Raw genomic sequence first — 19,209 nt, 5'->3', positions numbered from 1 at the left:
TCGCAGCTATTTCTGCGGACCGGACAGCGAGATGTCGCGCTCGGCACGGAACACGTTGCTGTAGAGGTTGGCGATCCATTGCCGGCCGATCTCGGTCTTGTTGAGATAGCCGATCTCGGTCTGGATGTGCGGAGCAACGCTGTTCCAATAGAATTGCGGATAGCGGTTCACGATGTCGGCGGGCGAGTCGTAGCCGAGCTGGCGGTTGATGCCGACCTCCTCGAACTCGTAATAGAGCGCGTTGGCCTTGCGCAGATAGTTGGGATCGCCGAGCTGGCCGATGAAGTCGGCCGCGCGCAGGATCGAGGCTTCGGTATCGTATTCCTGCCCCGGCTGGGCGGGAAACCGCGTGCCTTCGATCGCGCGGGCGACGCGTTCCGGGTCAAGCCCCGGAATATGCCTCAGTCGCCGCATCACGTACAATTTCGAGCGATCGACGTGATACATCATCAGGCTGGCATCCGATGCGCCGCGCGGCAGGGAAACCTTGGTGCCGGCCGCGTCGACCAGGAAGCCGTCCTCGTCATCCTCTTCGAACAGGCCGCGCACATAGCCGATATCGTGAGCGAGGCAGGCAATCAGGACGTGGACATAATCCTCTGCCGCCAGGTGCGTGTGGAGATACCGACCGCTGAGAATCGAATGCCCAGCCAGCGTCACCAGCATCGTGTGCTCGATATTGTGATAGAGCGCATCGCTGTTGCCGATGCATTCCATCGTCGTGCGGGTGGCGCTCTCGATGATGTTGGCCGGCGTCTCACCGAACCTGCGACGCATGAACGAGCCCAGCACCTTCTCCAGGGATTCGGCCGCCAGCCTGGGTAAGGTCATCATGGATGCAGCCCCGTCCGCCGCTGGTATCCCATGCCGTCTCCCGACGTCTCATTCTTGTCTCGACTTGCCGGGGAGCATAGCCCATCTTGGGCCGGGTAACCAAACTTCGGGGACGGATAATACGCAAATACCTTACCGTCCCGCTGCGCAACATCACGGTTGCCGTCACAGTTCAGAACAACCCAAAGCAGCGGGAAGCGGCCACCGCTCAGGGCGCGGCCAGGATATCGGCGCCGTCGGCCGGGCGCGAAAGGCTTCTGGCGAGATAGAACAGCTCGACCAGCTTGCCGCGCTTGCCGGCCAGCGAGAAGATGTATTCGGGCGACTCCGCCTCGATTTCCGCGATCGCCACCTTCGCGATGCGATCGATGCGGCTCGAGCCGTGCTCCCAGACGAAGCCGACGCCAAGCCGGTTGGCCACCGCCTCGAGCATCCCCTCGCGCGTATTGACGATGATCGCCGGACTGGCGCGCAAATTGAGGGCGCGAAACGCCCGGTCCACGGCGCGCTGGGTCGCGGAATCCCGGGTCCGGAACACCAGCGGATATTGCATGAGGCCGGCGATGGACACGCGCGACTGGCGACTGAGATCGTGAACGGGATGGCAGATCGCAACGACGCGCTGCTGCACGCAGGCCTCGCGCCGGAAGCGGTTGTCCTGCGGCACCTCCGGCAATACGGCGACGTCGACGCGCTGGTCGACCACCGCGGCCATGATCGCCGACCAGCTGCCGATCTCGATGTTGATCTGGATCTTCGGATACAGATTGCGGAACGCCGCGATCAAGGCCATGCCGGGCATCGCATTGCCGAGCCCGATGCGAAGCTCACCCCCCGTGAGCTCGTCGCGCTGCTGCAGGATGGCGAGCGCATCCGCCTCGACCGCTTGCATGCGGCTCGTTGCGGCATAGAGCCGCCGACACAGCGACGTTGCGATCAGAGTCTGGCCGTGCCGGTCGAACAGCGCCACCCCGAACTCGGCCTCCAGATCCCGCACCAGCTGCGCAACGGCCGGCTGCGACACCCCGAGCCGCCTTGCCGCAGCGGCAAAGCTGCCGGACTCGAACACCGCATTGACCGCCCGGACACGCGACGACGTCAACGCCACGACAACAACCCCAAGATGATATTCCCCGTCGGACCGGGCGAAAGCAAAACCTGGGATGACCATAAGGAAGGCCATTGACCGTTATGTGAATGTCAGACGCGCTTCCTACTCCTCATGCGCCGCAAACGGACCAGCAGGGGATCAGCGCGCATGGCGCAAATCGAACTATCCGCAATCCGCAAGTCCTTTGACGGCACCGACGTCCTGAAAGGCATCGATTTCCGCATCGGGAACGGCGAATTCATCTCGCTGGTCGGCCCGTCCGGCTGCGGCAAGTCGACCCTGCTTCGCATCATTGCCGGGCTCGAGCCGCAAAATTCCGGCGAGGTCCACATCGACGGCCGCCCCGTGGACGGCATTCGCCCGAGCGCGCGCAACCTCGCGATGGTGTTCCAATCCTATGCGCTTTATCCGCATTTGAGCGCCTTCGACAATATCGCGGTGCCGCTGCGGATGCGGCGCCTCTCCGCGATCGAGCGACTGCCGCTGCTGGGTGCGCTGCTGCCGGGCCGGCGCGCCAAGGAACGGCACATTCGCGCCGACATCGAAGGCATCGCCGAGCAGCTCGACATCACCCCATTGCTGCGGCGCAAGCCCGGACAATTGTCCGGCGGACAGCGGCAACGCGTCGCGGTCGGACGCGCCATGGTGCGCGAGCCGGTGGCCTTCCTGTTCGACGAACCGCTCTCCAATCTCGACGCCAAGCTGCGCGTCCACATGCGCGCAGAGCTCGCCGAGCTGCACCGCCGCCTCAAGGCAACGTTCGTCTACGTCACGCACGACCAGGCCGAGGCGATGACGATGTCGAGCCGGATCGCCGTCATGATGGGCGGTGAGCTGATCCAGGCCGGCACGCCGGCCGAAATCTACAACGAGCCCGACGACATCCGCGTTGCCGAATTCATCGGCAGCCCCAAGATCAACGTCCTCCCCGGCGGGATCCGAAAGGACGGCGGCGTCGATGTGCTGGGGACCACGCTGAAGCTCACGTGCAACGCGGCGGCCGGCGATTGTCGCATCGGGGTCCGCCCGGAGCGGATCGAACTCGGCACCGGGCCGTTCTCCGGAACCGTCATCCACCTGGAGAATCTCGGCGCCGAGGCCTTCGTGCATCTCGCGGTCGAAGGCACCGGGTCGCGCCTGATCGCGCGGCTCGCGGACGTCAGGCATTTGCCGGCGATGGCAAGCTCCGTCGCCTTCGGCTTCGCACCGGACGCGGTGCGGATGTTCGATCCGGCCGGGAAGCGGATCGAGCTCAGAGTGGAGCAGGCCGATCGCATCCGTGAGCCCGCCCATGTCTGACGGCTCCATGACCATCGGGGCGGCCGTCGCTCCCGCGGGCACGACGAGGCGCACGCTGCCGGCCCATGGCAGCAGGCGGACTCATGCCGCCTACGCGCTGGTGACGCCGGCCGCCGCGCTCATGCTGGTCATGCTGCTCGGTCCGCTCGCCGGCGTGATCGCCCTCTCCTTCACCGATTATCAGCTCGGCGCGCCGCATTTCTCCTGGATCGGGCTGGCCAACTACCAGGACCTGTTCGCCGACAAGGTGTTCTGGACCGCGCTGCGCAACACGCTGACTTACGTCGTGATCGTAGTGCCCGGCGCCGTGATCGCCGGCCTTGCGATCGCGCTCTTGATCCAGAGCGGCACCAGCCTGCGCAGCCTCTACCGGACGATCTATTTCCTGCCCGTCATGGCGACTCTGATCGCGATGGCGGTGGTGTGGGAATTCATGCTGCATCCGCAATTCGGCCTGGTGAACGGGCTGCTCCGCGGCGCCGGCCTGCCGGCCTTCGCCTGGCTGCAGGACCGCAGCACGGCGCTCTATGCGCTGTGCGCGATCGGCATCTGGCAGGCGGTCGGCTTCAACATGGTGCTGTTCCTCGCCGGCCTCGTCTCCATCCCCAAGCAGCTCTACGAGGCGGCCGAAATCGACGGTGCCTCGAGCGGCTGGGCACGCTTCCGCCTCGTGACCTGGCCGATGCTGGGGCCGGTCACGACCTTCGTCGTCGTGATCTCCGGCATCCGCTCGTTCCAGGTGTTCGACACCGTGCACGTCTTGACTAAGGGCGGCCCGTCGAAATCCACCGAGGTGCTGATCCACACGATGTACACGGAAGGCTTCGAGTTTTTCCGCTCGGGCTATGCCGCGGCCATCACCGTCGTCTTCCTGGTCTTCGTCCTCCTGCTCACGCTGATCAAATCGAGGCTCGCCGATCGCGGCGTGCACTACACATGAGCAACGCGCATCCCATCCCGTTCCGGGCGATCCTCCGCCACGTGCTCCTGATCGCGGGCGCCGCGCTCATGCTGGCACCCTTCATCTGGATGATCTCGACCGCATCCAAGCCGCAGACCGAGATCTTCTCCAGCGAATTGCACCTGATCCCGCACCAGTTCGCGCTTGTCGAGAATCTGCGCGAGGCCTTCGCCAAGGCCAATCTGCTGCGCTTCCTGCTCAACGGTATCATCGTCACGGTCTCGATCTTCGTGCTGCAGGTGATGGTGGCGCTGCCGGCGGCCTATGCGCTCGCAAAACTTCGCTTCCTCGGCCGCGAGACGCTGTTTGCGCTGGTGCTGTTCGGGATCCTGATCCCGCCGCAGGCGACCGCGATCCCGGTCTTCCTGCTGCTGCACAAGATCGGCCTGCTCGACAGCTATGCCGCGCTCGTGCTGCCCTTCACGATCTCGGTGTTCGGCATCTTCCTGATGCGCCAGTTCTTCAAGACCGTTCCCGACGATCTCGTCGACGCCGCGCGCATGGACGGCATCTCCGAATTCGGCATCGTCTGGCGGGTGATGCTGCCGGCCGCGATTCCCGCAGTGACCGCCTTCGGCATCTTCTCCGTGGTCGCGCATTGGAACGACTATTTCTGGCCGCTGATCGTGCTCAATAGCGAGCACTTACGCACGCCGCCGCTCGCGGTCGCCCATTTCCGCAACAGCGAGGCCGGCACCAGCTACGGCCCGCTGATGGCGGCGGCGATGGTGATCATCGCGCCGCTCGTCATCGCTTTCCTCTTTGCCCAGCGCCGTTTCATCGAGGGCATCACCCTGACCGGGATCAAGTAGCCACGTCACCTCAAACAAGGAGTCTATCATGCTGAAGACCATCATCGCCGCGGCGGCTCTGTCGCTTGCGGCCGGATCTGCGCTCGCGCAGACAAAGACCGAGATCGTGATGCAATATCCATATCCGGAGCTGTTCACCGAGACGCACAAGCGCATCGCCGAGGAATTCGCCAAGGTGCGCCCGGAGATCAAGGTCACGATGCGGGCGCCTTACGAATCCTACGAGGACGGCACCCAGAAGGTGCTCCGCGAGGCCGTGACCAATCAGATGCCTGATGTCTCGTTCCAGGGTCTGAACCGCATCCGCGTCCTGGTCGACAAGAGCATCCCGGCCGAGCTGGACGGCTACATCGCCGCCGAAAAGGATTTCGACAAGCAGGGCTTCCACCAGGCGATGTTCGACATCGGCACCGCCAGCGGCAAGGTCTACGCCCTGCCCTTCGCGATCTCGCTGCCGATCGTCTACGTCAATCTTGACCTGGTGAAGCAGGCCGGCGGCGACGTGAACAATTTGCCGAAGACATGGGACGAGCTGATCGCGCTGGCCAAGAAGATCAAGGCGCTCGGCAATGACACCAACGGCGTCACCTATGCCTGGGACATCACCGGCAACTGGCTGTGGCAGGCGCCGGTGTTCGCGCGCGGCGGCACCATGCTCAATGCCGACGAGACCAAGGTCGCCTTCGACGGAGCCGAGGGCAAGTTCGCCATCAACACGATCGCGCGGCTCGTCAACGAGGCCGGCATGCCCAATCTCGACCAGCCGTCGATGCGCGCGGCGTTCGCGGCCGGCAAGACCGGCTTCCACGTCACCTCGACCTCGGACCTCAACAAGGTCACGCAGATGACCGGCGGCAAGTTCGCGCTGAAGACGATTCCGTTCCCGGACGTCGTCGCGGCGAAGGGCAGGCTGCCGGCCGGCGGCAACGTCGTGCTGATCCTCGCCAAGGACAAGGCCAAGCGCGATGCCGCCTGGGAAGTGGTAAAGTTCTGGACCGGCCCCAAGGGCGCTGCGATCATGGCGGAGACGACCGGCTACATGCCGCCGAACAAGGTCGCCAACGAGGTCTATCTGAAGGACTTCTACGTCAAGAACCCCAATAACTACACCGCGGTCAGCCAACTCGCGCTGCTCACGAAGTGGTACGCCTTCCCCGGCGACAACGGCCTGAAGATCACCGACGTGATCAAGGATCATCTCAATTCGATCATCTCGGGCGCCCGCGCCAAGGAGCCGGAGGCCGTTCTCGCCGACATGACGGCTGACGTGCAGAAGCTGCTGCCGAAGACGACCGGCGCGGCGCGCTGAGCGTCCTGACATCTGCCGGCACGGGACGCCATCGGCGCCCGTGCCGGACCAATGACTGGAGATGGCGATGAAACTGCTGCACCTGAGCGACATTCACTTGACGGCGCCCGGCTCGACCATCGGCGGCCGCGATCCGCGCGTCAATTTCGAGCGGGCGCTGGCGCATGCGCTGAACGATCATCACGACGCCGAATTGATGGTGATCACCGGCGACCTCTCGGATTGGGGCGATCTCGCCGATTATCAATGGCTCAAGCAGCGCCTCGACGCATATCCGCTGCCGGTGCGGCTGTGCATCGGCAACCACGACCGGCGCGCCGCCTTCCTGAGCGTATTCCCCGACCTCGCCGACGAGAACGGCTTCGTCCAGGGCATCCACGACACCGCCGCGGGGCGCTGCCTGTTTCTCGACACCGCCCATCCGGAGACGCACGCCGGCCGCTATTGCGACGATCGTTTCGGCTGGCTCGAGGCCCGGCTTTCCGAGCATGACGGGCCGTTCCTGCTCTTCACACCATAATCCCATGCCGGTGCATCTCGTCCCGTTCGACCAGATCGGCCTGCTCGACGAGGCTCCGTTCCGGCATCTCGTCAGCCGCCATCGGGCCAAGATCCGCCACGTCTTCTTCGGGCATTGCCACTTGCCGCTTGCAGGCTCGATTGCAGGCGTCCCCGTCTCGTCGCTGCGCGGCACCAACCATGCGAGCTATCCGCTCTTTTCCGAGACACAGCTGCTGAGCGCCTGCGACCTGCCGCAATCCTACGGCGTCGCGTTTTTTGGAGAAGATTATGTGACCGTGCACATGGTGGAATACGGCTATGACGGTCCTATCCGCACCCAGGGTTCGCCCGATTACAAGGCCTGGGATCGCGAGACCATGGTGAGATGAACGGCGAGCGCCGACCATTACCAGGGGCGCTACTTATAAGCCCGCGCTGCACTCCTTGGAGAGTCCGCTCCACCTCGATAGCAGCGCGCTGGCGTCCTCGCCCCGGGTCGGAGATGGGCCCAGAAGCAGACATCCGATGTGAGGCTACAAGGATCGGCGGAAACTTCGGGGCGTCGTGCCGACAATTCTGCGGAAGGTCTGGGCGAAAGCCGATGGCGTCGAATATCCGACCGCGAGCGCAACTTCACTGATCGATAGATTTGGATCATTCAGCAGCCGTTGTGCAAGCAATATGCGTTGCCGAGTTAACCAGACATGCGGCGTCAATCCGGTCGAGAGGCGGAACGCCGTGCAAAAGTGGTAGCGGCTGAGGCCGACGAGCGACGCCAGTTCGTCGAGGCCGATCGGCTTGTCGAGATGCGCCAGCATGTAATCGGTCACACGCTTAAGCTGCCAGCGTGCGAGCCCGCCGCGAGTATAGGCGGGGCTCTGCGGCAGTTGTACTATGCTGTGCAAACGCAACAACTGGATGCAGAGCAGGTCGACCGAGCGATCGACCAGCAACTTTGCCGAAGGATCGGCAATGACGGCGGGGTTGCTGAGGATCGCGAGAATCTGCGAGGTCACGGCGTCTTCGCTGCCGACGCGTGCTATCAGCTCTACATTGCCTCGTCCGCCGATGAGCGTTCGGCAATGCTCCAGTCGTTCGTTGGTGAGGTAGACATGGGACACGTGCAGCGGTCCGTCAACTTCCCAATCTCCATCATGCCGCTCGGGAATCACTGTGATGGAATTGGGCCGCAGCGGAGCGGAGAGCCGCCGTCGCTCAACCGTCCACGCACTGTGTTGAGGCTCACCATAATAGGTGCCGACAAGGTGTCCGGGCATGCCCGGGGCATAGCCGTAACGCGTGCCGCGAACAAAACGATGAGTGAGTTGAGTGCCGCAGTCTAGCTGGATGGGTGCCAACGGCGGCGGTGCCTCCGATAGAATCCGGATCATAGATTGAGAAGGGTTTCGTTCTCGTGTGTGTACCGGATCGGGCATCGCTTTGGTTACGCACTATTTGACCGCACCCGCGACAGGCGCTTCATCAACATACCAATATTTCACGACATTGCGGGGAAGGGAAGCTTCGGCCCGAAATGTCTTCTGACTGATTGCCCAAATACTGCGCATGATGGACATGGCGGTATCGAGACAACGCCGATGGGAAGATAGCGCAAGGGTCGGGCTTGATCTCATTGCGCCCCCTCACAGCTGGGCGGCCTTTCGCCGCAATGGGCGAGAAGCAGAGTCCTTAGGCGCCGGCACCACTTCGTCGCAAGATTGCGATAGTCGCCGCAATATCGGAACGGTGCGTCCGCCGGGATCGTGGCTTACTGGGCGGGATCATCCGAGGGGATCCCGACCACCATGACAAACCAAGAGCCGTTCGCCGCCGGCGCTGCTGAGACCGAAAGCACGCGGGGCGGAGTATCGCGCCGTTCGCTCCTGCTGACTGTCGGCGGAGCGGCTTCCATGGCGGTGGTGCCCCAAGTTGCCGCGCAACCCGCATCCGAAAGCAAGCCCGCTGCATCGACGGCACGGGTTCGCCTGAACGTGAACGGAACGAGACAGGAGCTTGACTTGGATACGCGGCAATCCCTGCTCGACGTCCTGCGCGAAGATCTCGGTCTCACCGGTACGAAGAAGGGCTGCAATCAGGGCGCCTGCGGCGCTTGCACCATCCTGCTCAACGGCAGGCGGGTCGTGTCGTGTCTGACGCTGGCTGCGATGCACGACGGGGCCACAGTCGAGACGATCGAGGGTCTCGAGAAGAATGGTGAGCTTCATCCGCTCCAGAGCGCATTCGTCGAGCACGACGGCTTGCAATGCGGCTTCTGTACCCCCGGGCAGATCATGTCGGCCGTCGGCTGCATCGCCGAAGGCCATGCGGGCTCGCCGGAGGACATTCGGTTCTGGATGAGCGGCAATATCTGTCGCTGCGGGGCGTATCCCGGGATCGTCGCCGCCGTTGCCGACGCCGCCAAGAGGGTCTGACCATGCTCCCGTTCACGATCGAGAAGGTGACCTCCATCGAGGCCGCCGTCGCCGCCGCGTCCTCCGGAGGCCGCCTCATCGCCGGCGGCACGACATTGATCGATCTCATGCGCGACGAGGTGGAGCAGCCGCAGCAGCTCGTCGACATCAATGCGCTTCCGCTCTCCGGTATTCGCGTCGACCGGTCCAATCTCGTCATCGGCGCGCTCGCGCGGATGGCCGACATCGCCGCCCACTCCGATGTTCAGCGTCTTTACCCGCTGATCTCCGAGAGCCTGATCGAGGGCGCCTCACCGCAACTGCGCAACATGGCCTCGATCGGCGGCAACCTGCTCCAGCGCGTCCGCTGCCCCTACTTTCGGATGCTCGACGCATCCTGCAACAAGCGCAGCCCTGGCTCAGGTTGCGCCGCACGCGACGGCCTGAATGCCGGTCACGCCATTCTCGGCACCAGCGATCACTGCGTGGCGACGCACCCCTCGGACGTTGCGGTCGCGCTGGTCGCGCTCGACGCCACCATGCAGGTCAGGGGTCCGAAGGGCGAGCGCACTTTCCCGGTCGAGGAGCTGTTTCGCTTGCCCGGCGACACCCCCCATCTCGAACACACGCTGCTGCCGGGCGAGCTCATCGTTGAAGTGCGGATCCCCGGGGGGCCTGATAGCCGCCGGGCGCGCTACCTCAAGGTGCGCGACCGCGCGTCTTACGAATTTGCGCTGGTCTCCGCGGCAGCGGCGCTCGACGTCGTGGACGGCGTGATCCGCGGCGCGCGGCTCGCGGTTGGCGGGGTCGGCACCCGACCTTGGCGCATGCGCGCGGTGGAAGCGGCGCTGATCGGCAAGGTACCGGGCCGGCAGGTGTTTGAGGCGGCCGCCCGATCGGCGTTGGAAGGGGCCCGCCCGCTGTCCGGCAATCATTACAAACTCGAACTCCTGCCGCGGACGATCGTCCGCGCCTTCGAAATGACGGGAGGAATTGCATGACGATCAGCGTCATCGGACAGCCGCTGCCCCGCGTGGATGGCCGCGCCAAGGTCACCGGCTCCGCGCGGTACGCGGCCGATTTTAATCAGCCGGGCCAGGCCTATGCCGTGATCGTCAGCGCCACAATAGGGCTTGGACGATTGACCGGCGTAGACAGCGCGGCGGTCGAGAAGATGCCGGGCGTTCTCGCCGTTCTCTCGCATCTCAACGCGCCACGCCTGGCGTACGGCCCGCACAAGAGCTACATCGATCCGGCGACGGGCGAGCGGCTGCATGTGCTGCAGGACGATCTTGTGCGCTTCCACGGCCAGGCCGGTGGCGCTCGTCGTTGCCGCGACCATCGCGCAGGCGGAGCGGGCCGCCGCGGCGCTGCGCGTCACCTACAAGGCCGAGCGGCCAATCGTCGATTCCGCGGGCCCTGAAGCTCGTCCCATCGTACCGGAGGCCGGCAAACAGCCGGACGCCCGGCTTCCCGCCGACACGACGCGCGGAAGCGCGGATAAGGCTCTGGCCGACGCGCCGGTGAAGGTCGACGAGACCTATGACATCGCGCGCGAGAACCACAATCCGATGGAGCCGCATGCGACGATCGCCAGCTGGAACGGTGACCGCCTGACGCTTTGGAGCAAGAGCCAGTTCGTCGTCAACGAGCAGGCCGAGATCGCGGCGATCTTCGGTTTGTCACCCGAGAAAGTGACGGTGATCTGCCCGTTCATCGGCGGGGCCTTCGGGACCTCGCTCAGAACCTGGCCTCATGTGACGCTCGCGGCCATGGCCGCCCGCCACGTTGGCCGCCCGGTGAAGCTCGTCCTGACGCGCAAGCAGATGTTCTTCACGACCGGACATCGGCCGCGCACGGTGCAGAGGATCGCTCTCGGCGCCACGGCGGATGGAAAGCTCATCAGCGTGGTGCACGAAGGTACGGGCGAGACCAGTCGCTACGAAGAATTCATGGAAGCCCTGACCTCGGTCACGACGTTCCTCTACTCCTCGCCCAACGTGCGGACGCGCTACCGCCTGGTCCCGCTCGATACCGGAACGCCAAACCACATGCGTGGCCCTGGCGAGGCCAGCGGCGTTTTCGCGCTCGAATGCGCCATGGACGAGTTGGCTTATAGGCTCCGCCTGGATCCGATCGATCTGCGGCGCCGGAACGAGCCGGAGATCGACGAGGGAGAAAACAAGCCCTTCTCCAGCCGATCGCTGATGAAATGCTACGATCTCGGGGCCGAACGATTCGGCTGGTCGCGCCGTACGCCCGAACCGCGCTCGATGCGCGACGGCCGCCTGCTGATCGGGATGGGAGTAGCCTCGGCAAGCTATCCGGCCTTTCACGCGCCGGCCACCGCGCGGGCGCGGCTGCTTCGCGACGGGACAGCCGAGGTCGAGATCGCGGCCAGCGACATGGGTCCGGGCACCTATACGTCGATGACGCAGGTCGCCGCCGAGACTCTCGGGCTCCCCGTCGAAAAGGTGCGCTTCAGCCTTGGCCGCTCAGATTATCCGCCTGCACCATCCCACGGCGGCTCTTGGACCATGGCCTCGGTCGGCTCCGCGATCCGCGCTGCCTGCATCGCCGTGCGGGAACAGGCCGCGAAGGACCGGAACGATCGACCGATCGAAGCCACGGCGTCGTCTCAGCGGGATCCCGAGGCTGCCGCCAGGTTCTCGATGCACTCGTTCGGCGCCGTCTTCGTCGAGGTCGCCGTCGATCCCGACGTCGGCACGATCCGCGTCCGCCGCGCGGTCGGCGCCTATGGCATCGGCCGCGTCGTCAACCCGCGTCTCGCCCGCAGCCAATGCACCGGCGGAATGGTCGGCGGCATCGGTATGGCGCTGATGGAGCGCACCGTTCTCGACGCTCGCGACGGCCGGCCGGTCAACGCTCACATGGCCGACTACCTGATGCCCGTCAACCTGGACATTCCCCAGGTCGAAGCGCACTTCCTCGAGGAGTCGGATCCGCACGTCAATGAACTCGGGGTCAAGGGTCTCGGCGAAATCGCCCTGGTCGGTATCGCCCCCGCGATCGCGAACGCCGTCTTTCATGCGACCGGCAAGCGCGTCCGCACCCTGCCGATCCGGATCGAAGACGTGCTGACCGCTTAGCGCTGTAAAGAGGGTGGCATACGCCGCTCCTGGGCATGTGATTGTGCTGCATCGAAGAGGCTGACGTACCCGCCCTACTCCACCTGCAGCACGTCGACGGCAACGCTGAGCTTCTGCTTGGGCGAGCCGACGATGATGCCGTCGACCGGCGAGACGTCGGAAAAATCGCGCCCCATTGCGAGCACGATGTGATCGTTGCCGATGAGGAGATCGTTGGTCGGATCGAGATCGATCCAGCCGAGCTCCGGCCCGCACCATAACGAGACCCAGGCATGGCTGGCGTCGGCGCCTTGCAGACGCGGCTGTCCCGGCGGCGGAGCGGTGCGCAGATAACCGCTGACATAGGCCGCCGGCAGGCCAAGCCCGCGCAGCCCGGCAATCATGACATGGGCGAAGTCCTGGCAGACGCCGTGACGCTTGTCGAACACCTCGTCGAGCGGTGTCGAGATCACGGTCGCCTTCGGATCGTAGCGGAATTCGCCGCGGATCCGTCGCATCAGGTCGACGGCGCCGGTGAGGATGCCCGCGCCGGGCGGAAAGCTTATCCCCGCATAGGCGCTGACCGGGCGCAGCACCGGCACCAGGGGGCTGGCAAAGACATAGCCGACCGGCGAGGACGGCCCGAGGCTGGTGGCTTCGAACGCGACATCGCGGACGCTCTCCCAGGGCGGGCTGACCGCATCGCGGGCCGGCGGTTTGCGCGACACCGAGACGCGCGAGCGCGAGTCGATGCGCAGATTGCGATGCGCGGCTTCGATCACCACGCTCTCGGTCAGCGTGCCGAAGAAGTCGCGCCGCACATTGCGCTCGGCCGGGCGCGGATGGATCTCGACCTCGTGCGAGATCAGCTCCTGGCCGCCGCCGCTTGCGGGCTCCAGTCGCAGCGTGCAGCGGGCGAAGCTGACGGGATTCTCGTACTCGTAGGTGGTGACGTGACGGATGTCGTAGATCACGCCAGCCCCGTCAGCTTTTCCGGCCGGCTGGCATTGGGGCCGTGCGGGAAGTAGTGCTGCCCGATCGCCTCGCCGAGGCTGAGCAGATCCTGCTCCAGGGCGAACAGCGTCTTGACCTCGAGCTTCTCAGCCTCGGCGGTCGCGAGCATCGCCTGCATCGCCACCGCCAGACGCTGCGGCTTCTCGATCAGGCCATGCTCCTTCAGGCTCGGCAGCGCGGCGATGTGCTCGTTCAGCGTCGTCACCTGGAACGCCACCGAACGCGGATTGTAGCCGTCGAGCACCGCGAGGTCGCGCACCGGGGCCAGGATCGGCGCCAGCAGATAACGCGAGCGGTAGGTGATCTGGCAATCCACCAGCGTCAGCAGGATGTCGAGATCCTCGTCACCGGCCTCGTCATAGGCGAACTGGCGGGTGAAGCGCGTGGTGTTGATGGCGCGCTCGATACGGCGGCCGATGTCGAGGAAGCGCCAGCCGGCGGCGCGATTCATATTCTCCTGCGCAAGGCCTGCGAAGCTCGCCAGCTCCTGCAAGGTCAGCTCGGCGGCGCTCAGCACGCTGTCGTCGTCCTCCACCTCGATGGCGAGGCGCTCGGCCATCTCGGTGATCACCTGCCAGGCATCGGGCGACAGCCGCTCGCGCAAGGAGGTCGCCGTGCGCTGCGCCGCCCTCACCAGCGACAGGGCCGAGCCGAAACGCTCCGCGCCCTGCAGCGCTTCGGCGACGATGCGCCCCGCGGCCGTGCGTGAGGATTGCGAAACCGCGCCCCAGGCCACCAGCAGGCGCTGGATGCGTTCGGCCGATTGCACCGAGGCCGCGGTGCCCTTGTTCGGCCCGCTCGGCGAGCCCAAAGCGCGCACCAGCCGCAGCGTCGCCTCGGCGCGCTCGAGATAGCGGCCGAGCCAGAACAGATTGTCGGCGGCGCGGCTCGGCAGCACGCCGGCGATACGGCGGATGCGCACCTTGTCGATCGCGGGCAGAAGCGTCGCGGTCGCGACCTGCTTGTCGGAGACGACCCAGACGTCGGCGGCGCGCGCGCCGTCGCCCATCGACACCGCGCGCGCGTCCGGCTGCTCGGCGATGCGGCAGAAGCCGCCCGGCATGATGGCCCAGCCATCCGGCGTGGCGGCCGCGAACACGCGCAGCACGAAGGGACGCGGCGTGAGCTGCCCATGCTCCCACACCGGCATGGTCGAGAGCCGCACCACCTCCTGGCCGACATAGTCCATGCCGCGCGCGCCGATCGCCTCGATCAGGCGCTGCCGTCCGCTCGCGTCGAGCTCGCTCGCGAGCACCGGACCGCTGGAGTCGAAGCCGGGAACGCCGCGGCGATAGGCGCCTTCGATCGCGACCTCGTCGAGCCGCGCCAGCACCTCGTCGCGCGCCACGCGCTGGCCACACCACCAGGTCGCGATGTGCGGCATCTTCAGGTCTTCGCCGAGCAGGCGGCGGCTCAGCGCCGGCAGGAAGCCGAGCAGCGCCCGCGCCTCCAAAACGCCCGAGCCCGGCATGTTGGCGACGACGACGCCGTCCTTGCGCAGCACGTCGATCAGGCCGGGCACGCCGAGCCGCGAGGAGGCATCGAGCTCGAGCGGATCGAGCGAGTTGGAATCGACCCGGCGCAACAGCACATCCAGCCGCTTCAGGCCGGCGACGGTGCGGATGTGGACGCGATTGTCGCTGACCGCGAGATCGTCGCCCTCGACCAGCAGGAATCCGAGATAGCGCGCCAGCGTCGCGTGCTCGAAATAGGTCTCGCTGAAGCTGCCGGGGGTGAGCACGCCGATCCTGGGCTCGTCGCGATCGGCGCGCGCGCGAAGGGAGTCGCGGAACGCTTCGAAAAACGGCGCGACGCGCGGCACGTTCATCGACTTGTAGAGATCGGAGAAGGCGCGCGACAGCACCAGGCGGTTCTCCAGCGCGTAGCCCGCACCCGATGGCGCCTGGGTGCGGTCGCCGAGCACCCACCAGCGGCCGTCGGGCCCGCGGCCAACATCGGCGGCATAGATCGAGAGATAGCGTCCGCCGGGCGGCGGCACGCCGCAGACGGGACGGAGATATTCGGGACTGCCGGCGATCGCCGCGGCCGGGAGCGCGCCTTCGGCCACGAGGCGCCCCTCGCCATAGATGTCGCGCAGCACGCGCTCGAGCAGCTCGGCGCGCTGGGTGATGCCGGCGCAAAGCTGCTGCCAGTCGGCCTCGTCGATCAAAAGCGGCAGATGGCTGATCGACCAGGGCCGGTCGGCGCTATCGCCGGGCGCGCGGTAGGTGACGCCGGCCTCGCGGAGATGGCGATCGGCCATGCCGAAGCGGCGCTCGATCTCGTCGGGCGCCAGCGCGCCGAAGGCGTCGAAGAAGCGGCTCCAGACCGCGCGCGGCGCACCGTCGGGCCCCAGGAACTCGTCGGGGATGCCGGGCAGGCGGCTATAGTCGCGGACCCACTGCGCAATCCGCTGCTGGGCATTTGCCCTGCCCGCCTGGTCGTTGTCTTCGGCTGCGCCCTCGCCCATGGGCCTTTCCCTCCCCCACCATCATACTCATTGCAGGAGCGGGGTCCGCAAGTCGAGGGTCAGCGGAAATTCATTTGTGCGTTCCTCGGGCGGCGGCTGTATCGGACCCGGGGTGTGACCGTGGTCCTGGAAGCGCGCCAGCCGCCGGGCCTCGGCCTCGTAGGTATTGACCGGCTTGGTGTCGTAGTTGCGCCCGCCGGGATGGGCGACGTGGTAGACGCAGCCGCCGAGCGAGCGGCCGTTCCAGGTATCGATCAGGTCAAAGGTCAGCGGCGCGTGCACGGGGATGGTCGGGTGCAGGCCGGAGGCCGGCTGCCAGGCCTTGAAGCGGACGGCGGCCACAGCCTCGCCGGAGCGGCCGGTCGGGGTCATCGGCAGGCGGCGGCCGTTGCAGGTGACGACATGGCGGCCCTCGACGAAGCCTTCGGCCTTGACCTGGAGCCGCTCGACCGAGCTATCGACATAGCGCACGGTGCCGCCGGCCGAGCCCTCCTCGCCGAGCACGTGCCAAGGCTCGAGCGCTTGCCGCAGCTCCAGCGTCACTCCGCCATGATGGATGCGGCCGAAAGCGGGGAAGCGGAATTCGAGCTGGGCCAGATACCATTCCGGCTCGAACGGATAGCCCGATTGCTTGAGCTCACCGAGCACGTCGAGAAAATCTTCCCAGATGAAATGCGGCAGCATGAAGCGATCGTGCAGCGCGGTGCCCCAGCGCACGAACTTGCCGCTCAGCGGCTCGCGCCAGAACTTTGCGATCAGCGCGCGGATCAGGAGCTGCTGCGCGAGCGACATGCGCGGATCCGGCGGCATTTCGAGCGCGCGGAATTCGACGAGGCCGAGCCGGCCCGTGGGCCCTTCCGGTGAATAGAGCTTGTCGATGCAGATCTCGGCGCGGTGGGTGTTACCGGTGATGTCGACCAATAGATGCCGGAACAGCCGGTCCACCAGCCAGAGCGGCGTCTGGTAGCTGGGCGGCGGCACGTGCGAGAGCGCGATCTCGAGCTCGTAGATGCTGTCGTGGCGTGCCTCGTCGATGCGCGGCGCCTGGCTGGTCGGGCCGATGAAAAGACCGGAGAAGAAATAGGACAGCGCCGGATGGCGCTGCCAATACAGCACCAGGCTCTTCAGAAGATCGGGCCGGCGCAGGAACGGCGAGTCTTGCGGTGAGGAGCCGCCGATCACGACGTGATTGCCGCCACCGGTGCCGGTGTGACGGCCGTCGACCAGGAAACGGTTGGCGCCGAGGCGCACCTTCGCCGCATCCTCATAGAGACCGGTCGTGATCTCGACCGCATCGCGCCAGTTCTTCGCCGGCTGGATGTTGATCTCGATGACACCGGGGTCGGGCGTCACCTTGATCACCTCGATGCGCGGGTCGAACGGCGGCGGGTAGCCCTCGACATGGACCTGGAGCTGCATCTCCTCCGCGGTGGCTTCGAGCGCGGCGACCAGTTCGAGATAGTCCTCGATGCGCTCGACCGGCGGCATGAAGGCGCAGAGCACGCCGTCGCGGACTTCGACCGACATCGCGGTGCGAACCGGGACGGAGGTGTTGAGATGCTCGGGCGCGGCCCGCGGCGGGGATTCCGGCCGCGCCGCGAGCGTGAACACCGGCAGCCTGTCCCGCGCCTCCATCGGGTCCTGCTCGACGATGTAGGGATATTGGTTGGGCGGGACGTAACCGAGCGAGCCGATCGGCAGGCGCAAACCGAGCGGCGAATCGCCCGGCATCAGGAACAGATGATTGCGCCGGAGTTGCCATCGCTCGCTGCGCCAACGCGGCGGCGCGTTCCAGCGCTGCACCGGCAGCACGAAGCCGCGCGGTGTGTTGAGGCCCTCGTCGAACACGCGCGCCATCCGCGCGCGGGCTTCCGGATCGGATAGTTTGGAATCGGAGGGATCGACGTTGACGGGAAGCTCCGCCTCCTTCTGGAGCCAGTACGCGGTGTCCTCATAAGCCGGCATGATGTAGCCGGCATCGAGGCCGAGCCGGGCCGCGGTGCCTTCCATGAAGGTCTCGGCGTCCTTCACCTCGGCGCGACGCGGGTTTTCGACCTTGGCGATGAGGTCGGCATTCTTCCAGATCGGCACGCCGTCCTTGCGCCAATAGAGGCCGAAGGCCCAGCGCGGCAGGCTCTCGCCCGGATACCATTTGCCCTGGCCGTAATGCAGCAGCCCGCCCGGCGCGAAGCGCGTGCGCAGCCGGCGGATCAGATCGTCGCCGAGCGCGCGCTTGGTCGGGCCGACCGCTTCCGTGTTCCACTCGCCGGCCTCGAGATCGTCGACCGAGACGAAGGTCGGCTCGCCGCCCATGGTGAGGCGCACGTCATGGGCGGCGAGATCGCCGTCGACCTGCTCGCCGAGATCGTTGAGGCGCGCCCAGGATTCGTCGGAGAACGGCTTTGTGATGCGCGGCGCCTCGCGGATGCGCCTCACGCTCATGTCGAAGGAGAACTCGACCTCGGCAAAGCCGGCCCCGCCGGAGATCGGCGCCGCGGATCGATAGTGCGGCGTGGCTGCGACGGGGATGTGCCCTTCGCCTGCGAGCATGCCCGAGGTCGCGTCGAATCCGATCCAGCCGGCACCCGGCAGATAGACCTCGGCCCAGGCGTGCAGATCGGTAAAGTCGTTCTCGACTTCCGGCGGTCCCTCGATCGGATCGATGTCGGGACGGATCTGGACCAGATAGCCCGAGACGAAGCGGGCGGCGAGGCCGAGATGGCGCAAGGTCTGGATCAAGAGCCAGGCGGAGTCGCGGCATGAGCCCGCGCCTGAGGCAAGCGTCTCCTCCGGCGTCTGCACGCCCGGCTCCATGCGGATGATGTAGCGGACCTTCTTCTGGAGCTCGCGATTGAGGTCGACCAGGAAGTTGACGGTGTTGGGGGCCTCGTGGGGAATCGAATCCAGGAACTTGGCGAACAGGCGGTCGGGCTTGATAGTCTCGAGATAAGGCGCAAGCTCCGTCTTCAGATCCTTGGGATATTCGAACGGAAAGCTGTCGGCATAGGGCTCGACGAAGAAGTCGAACGGGTTGACCACGGTCATCTGCGCCGTGAAGTCGACCTCGAATTTCAGTTCGGTGGTCTTCTCCGGAAAGACGTAGCGCGCCAGCCAGTTGCCCTGCGGGTCCTGCTGCCAGTTCACGAAATGATTTGAGGGCGTGACCTTGAGCGAATAGCTCAGGATCGGCGTGCGCGTATGCGGCGCCGGCCGCAGCCGGATGGTCTGCGGGCCAAGGTCGATCGGGCGGTCGTATTTGTAGTGCGTGACGTGGTGTAGCGCGACGTAGATCGACACGGGTTGCAGTGCTCCAGCAGCTTTTTTGAGCAGAACACCTGAGGGGAGTGCGATCAAGCACTAACAACGGGCACGGGGTGCCTAGGAAGTATCCCAATCGC

General features: G+C 65.9%; 14 protein-coding genes and 1 pseudogene. 9 read left to right on the top strand and 6 right to left on the bottom strand.

Going from position 1 to position 19,209, the window contains the following annotated elements:
* Positions 1-6: 6 nt before the first annotated feature.
* Together ACVWYQ_RS37020 and ACVWYQ_RS37015 are read right to left on the bottom strand one after the other, a co-directional pair.
* Positions 7-834 (bottom strand): HD domain-containing protein, encoded by an 828-nt coding sequence (locus ACVWYQ_RS37020; protein WP_271545292.1) that lies wholly within the window; start codon positions 832-834, stop codon positions 7-9.
* A gap of 208 nt (positions 835-1,042) precedes the next feature.
* Complete coding sequence (locus ACVWYQ_RS37015; RefSeq protein WP_404542478.1) at positions 1,043-1,942, bottom strand: LysR substrate-binding domain-containing protein; 900 nt, start codon at positions 1,940-1,942, stop codon at positions 1,043-1,045.
* Positions 1,943-2,092: 150 nt separating this feature from the next.
* Between ACVWYQ_RS37015 and ACVWYQ_RS37010 the strand changes: the two genes are divergently transcribed.
* The 6 genes from ACVWYQ_RS37010 to ACVWYQ_RS36985 all read left to right on the top strand — a co-directional run bounded on the left by ACVWYQ_RS37010 (position 2,093) and on the right by ACVWYQ_RS36985 (position 7,216).
* Complete coding sequence (locus ACVWYQ_RS37010) at positions 2,093-3,244, top strand: ABC transporter ATP-binding protein (protein ID WP_404542480.1); 1,152 nt, start codon at positions 2,093-2,095, stop codon at positions 3,242-3,244.
* Entirely contained in the window at positions 3,237-4,184 is a 948-nt protein-coding gene (locus ACVWYQ_RS37005; RefSeq protein ID WP_404542482.1) for a carbohydrate ABC transporter permease, read from the top strand. The genes ACVWYQ_RS37010 and ACVWYQ_RS37005 overlap by 8 nt, the downstream gene beginning before the upstream one ends.
* On the top strand, positions 4,181-5,017 hold the full coding sequence (locus tag ACVWYQ_RS37000; protein ID WP_157281323.1) for a carbohydrate ABC transporter permease: 837 nt from the start codon (positions 4,181-4,183) through the stop codon (positions 5,015-5,017). Before ACVWYQ_RS37005 ends, ACVWYQ_RS37000 begins: the two co-directional genes overlap by 4 nt.
* A 28-nt stretch (positions 5,018-5,045) precedes the next feature.
* Positions 5,046-6,326: an ABC transporter substrate-binding protein gene (locus tag ACVWYQ_RS36995; protein ID WP_404542485.1), complete on the top strand. Its 1,281-nt coding sequence runs from the start codon at positions 5,046-5,048 to the stop codon at positions 6,324-6,326.
* Positions 6,327-6,393: 67 nt separating this feature from the next.
* Complete coding sequence (locus ACVWYQ_RS36990) at positions 6,394-6,846, top strand: metallophosphoesterase (protein ID WP_404542487.1); 453 nt, start codon at positions 6,394-6,396, stop codon at positions 6,844-6,846.
* 4 nt (positions 6,847-6,850) lie between these two features.
* Positions 6,851-7,216, top strand: a complete 366-nt coding sequence (locus ACVWYQ_RS36985) for a metallophosphoesterase family protein (RefSeq protein ID WP_404542490.1) — start codon at positions 6,851-6,853, stop codon at positions 7,214-7,216.
* Positions 7,217-7,360: 144 nt separating this feature from the next.
* On the opposite strand, the gene ACVWYQ_RS36980 is transcribed toward ACVWYQ_RS36985, so the two are convergent.
* Complete coding sequence (locus ACVWYQ_RS36980) at positions 7,361-8,185, bottom strand: AraC family transcriptional regulator (RefSeq protein WP_404542491.1); 825 nt, start codon at positions 8,183-8,185, stop codon at positions 7,361-7,363.
* Between the two features lie 447 nt (positions 8,186-8,632).
* On the opposite strand from ACVWYQ_RS36980, the gene ACVWYQ_RS36975 reads away from it, so the two are divergent.
* The 3 genes and pseudogenes from ACVWYQ_RS36975 (at position 8,633) to ACVWYQ_RS36965 (ending at position 12,348) form a co-directional block, all read left to right on the top strand.
* Positions 8,633-9,259, top strand: a complete 627-nt coding sequence (locus tag ACVWYQ_RS36975) for a (2Fe-2S)-binding protein (RefSeq protein ID WP_404542494.1) — start codon at positions 8,633-8,635, stop codon at positions 9,257-9,259.
* Positions 9,260-9,261: 2 nt separating this feature from the next.
* Positions 9,262-10,239 (top strand): FAD binding domain-containing protein, encoded by a 978-nt coding sequence (locus ACVWYQ_RS36970; RefSeq protein WP_404542496.1) that lies wholly within the window; start codon positions 9,262-9,264, stop codon positions 10,237-10,239.
* A pseudogene (locus ACVWYQ_RS36965) lies at positions 10,236-12,348 on the top strand (xanthine dehydrogenase family protein molybdopterin-binding subunit). The gene ACVWYQ_RS36970 and the pseudogene ACVWYQ_RS36965 overlap by 4 nt, the downstream one beginning before the upstream one ends.
* Before the next feature lie 74 nt (positions 12,349-12,422).
* On the opposite strand, the gene ACVWYQ_RS36960 reads toward ACVWYQ_RS36965, so the two are convergent.
* Genes ACVWYQ_RS36960 through ACVWYQ_RS36950 form a run of 3 tightly spaced genes read right to left on the bottom strand, consistent with a single transcriptional unit; the run spans position 12,423 to position 19,108 of the window.
* A complete protein-coding gene (locus ACVWYQ_RS36960; protein WP_271545303.1) occupies positions 12,423-13,301 on the bottom strand; it encodes a transglutaminase family protein in 879 nt (292 codons plus the stop codon).
* Positions 13,298-15,811 (bottom strand): circularly permuted type 2 ATP-grasp protein, encoded by a 2,514-nt coding sequence (locus tag ACVWYQ_RS36955; protein WP_271545304.1) that lies wholly within the window; start codon positions 15,809-15,811, stop codon positions 13,298-13,300. Before ACVWYQ_RS36955 ends, ACVWYQ_RS36960 begins: the two co-directional genes overlap by 4 nt.
* Positions 15,812-15,838: 27 nt before the next feature.
* On the bottom strand, positions 15,839-19,108 hold the full coding sequence (locus ACVWYQ_RS36950) for a transglutaminase family protein (protein ID WP_456727071.1): 3,270 nt from the start codon (positions 19,106-19,108) through the stop codon (positions 15,839-15,841).
* Positions 19,109-19,209: the final 101 nt, after the last annotated feature.

The organism is Bradyrhizobium sp. USDA 3397 (genome assembly GCF_054060965.1).
Note: the sequence above shows the minus strand (reverse complement) of the source record. Positions and strands in the feature narration are given on the sequence as shown.

Excerpts from the sequence above, each read along its gene's own strand:
- ACVWYQ_RS36995 (WP_404542485.1), top strand. The coding sequence starts at position 5,046 with ATGCTGAAGACCATCATCGCCGCGGCGGCTCTGTCGCTTGCGGCCGGA.
- ACVWYQ_RS36970 (WP_404542496.1), top strand. The coding sequence starts at position 9,262 with ATGCTCCCGTTCACGATCGAGAAGGTGACCTCCATCGAGGCCGCCGTC.
- ACVWYQ_RS37000 (WP_157281323.1), top strand. The coding sequence starts at position 4,181 with ATGAGCAACGCGCATCCCATCCCGTTCCGGGCGATCCTCCGCCACGTG.
- ACVWYQ_RS37010 (WP_404542480.1), top strand. The coding sequence starts at position 2,093 with ATGGCGCAAATCGAACTATCCGCAATCCGCAAGTCCTTTGACGGCACC.
- ACVWYQ_RS36975 (WP_404542494.1), top strand. The coding sequence starts at position 8,633 with ATGACAAACCAAGAGCCGTTCGCCGCCGGCGCTGCTGAGACCGAAAGC.
- ACVWYQ_RS36955 (WP_271545304.1), bottom strand. The coding sequence starts at position 15,811 with ATGGGCGAGGGCGCAGCCGAAGACAACGACCAGGCGGGCAGGGCAAAT.
- ACVWYQ_RS36985 (WP_404542490.1), top strand. The coding sequence starts at position 6,851 with ATGCCGGTGCATCTCGTCCCGTTCGACCAGATCGGCCTGCTCGACGAG.
- ACVWYQ_RS37005 (WP_404542482.1), top strand. The coding sequence starts at position 3,237 with ATGTCTGACGGCTCCATGACCATCGGGGCGGCCGTCGCTCCCGCGGGC.
- ACVWYQ_RS37020 (WP_271545292.1), bottom strand. The coding sequence starts at position 834 with ATGATGACCTTACCCAGGCTGGCGGCCGAATCCCTGGAGAAGGTGCTG.
- ACVWYQ_RS36990 (WP_404542487.1), top strand. The coding sequence starts at position 6,394 with ATGAAACTGCTGCACCTGAGCGACATTCACTTGACGGCGCCCGGCTCG.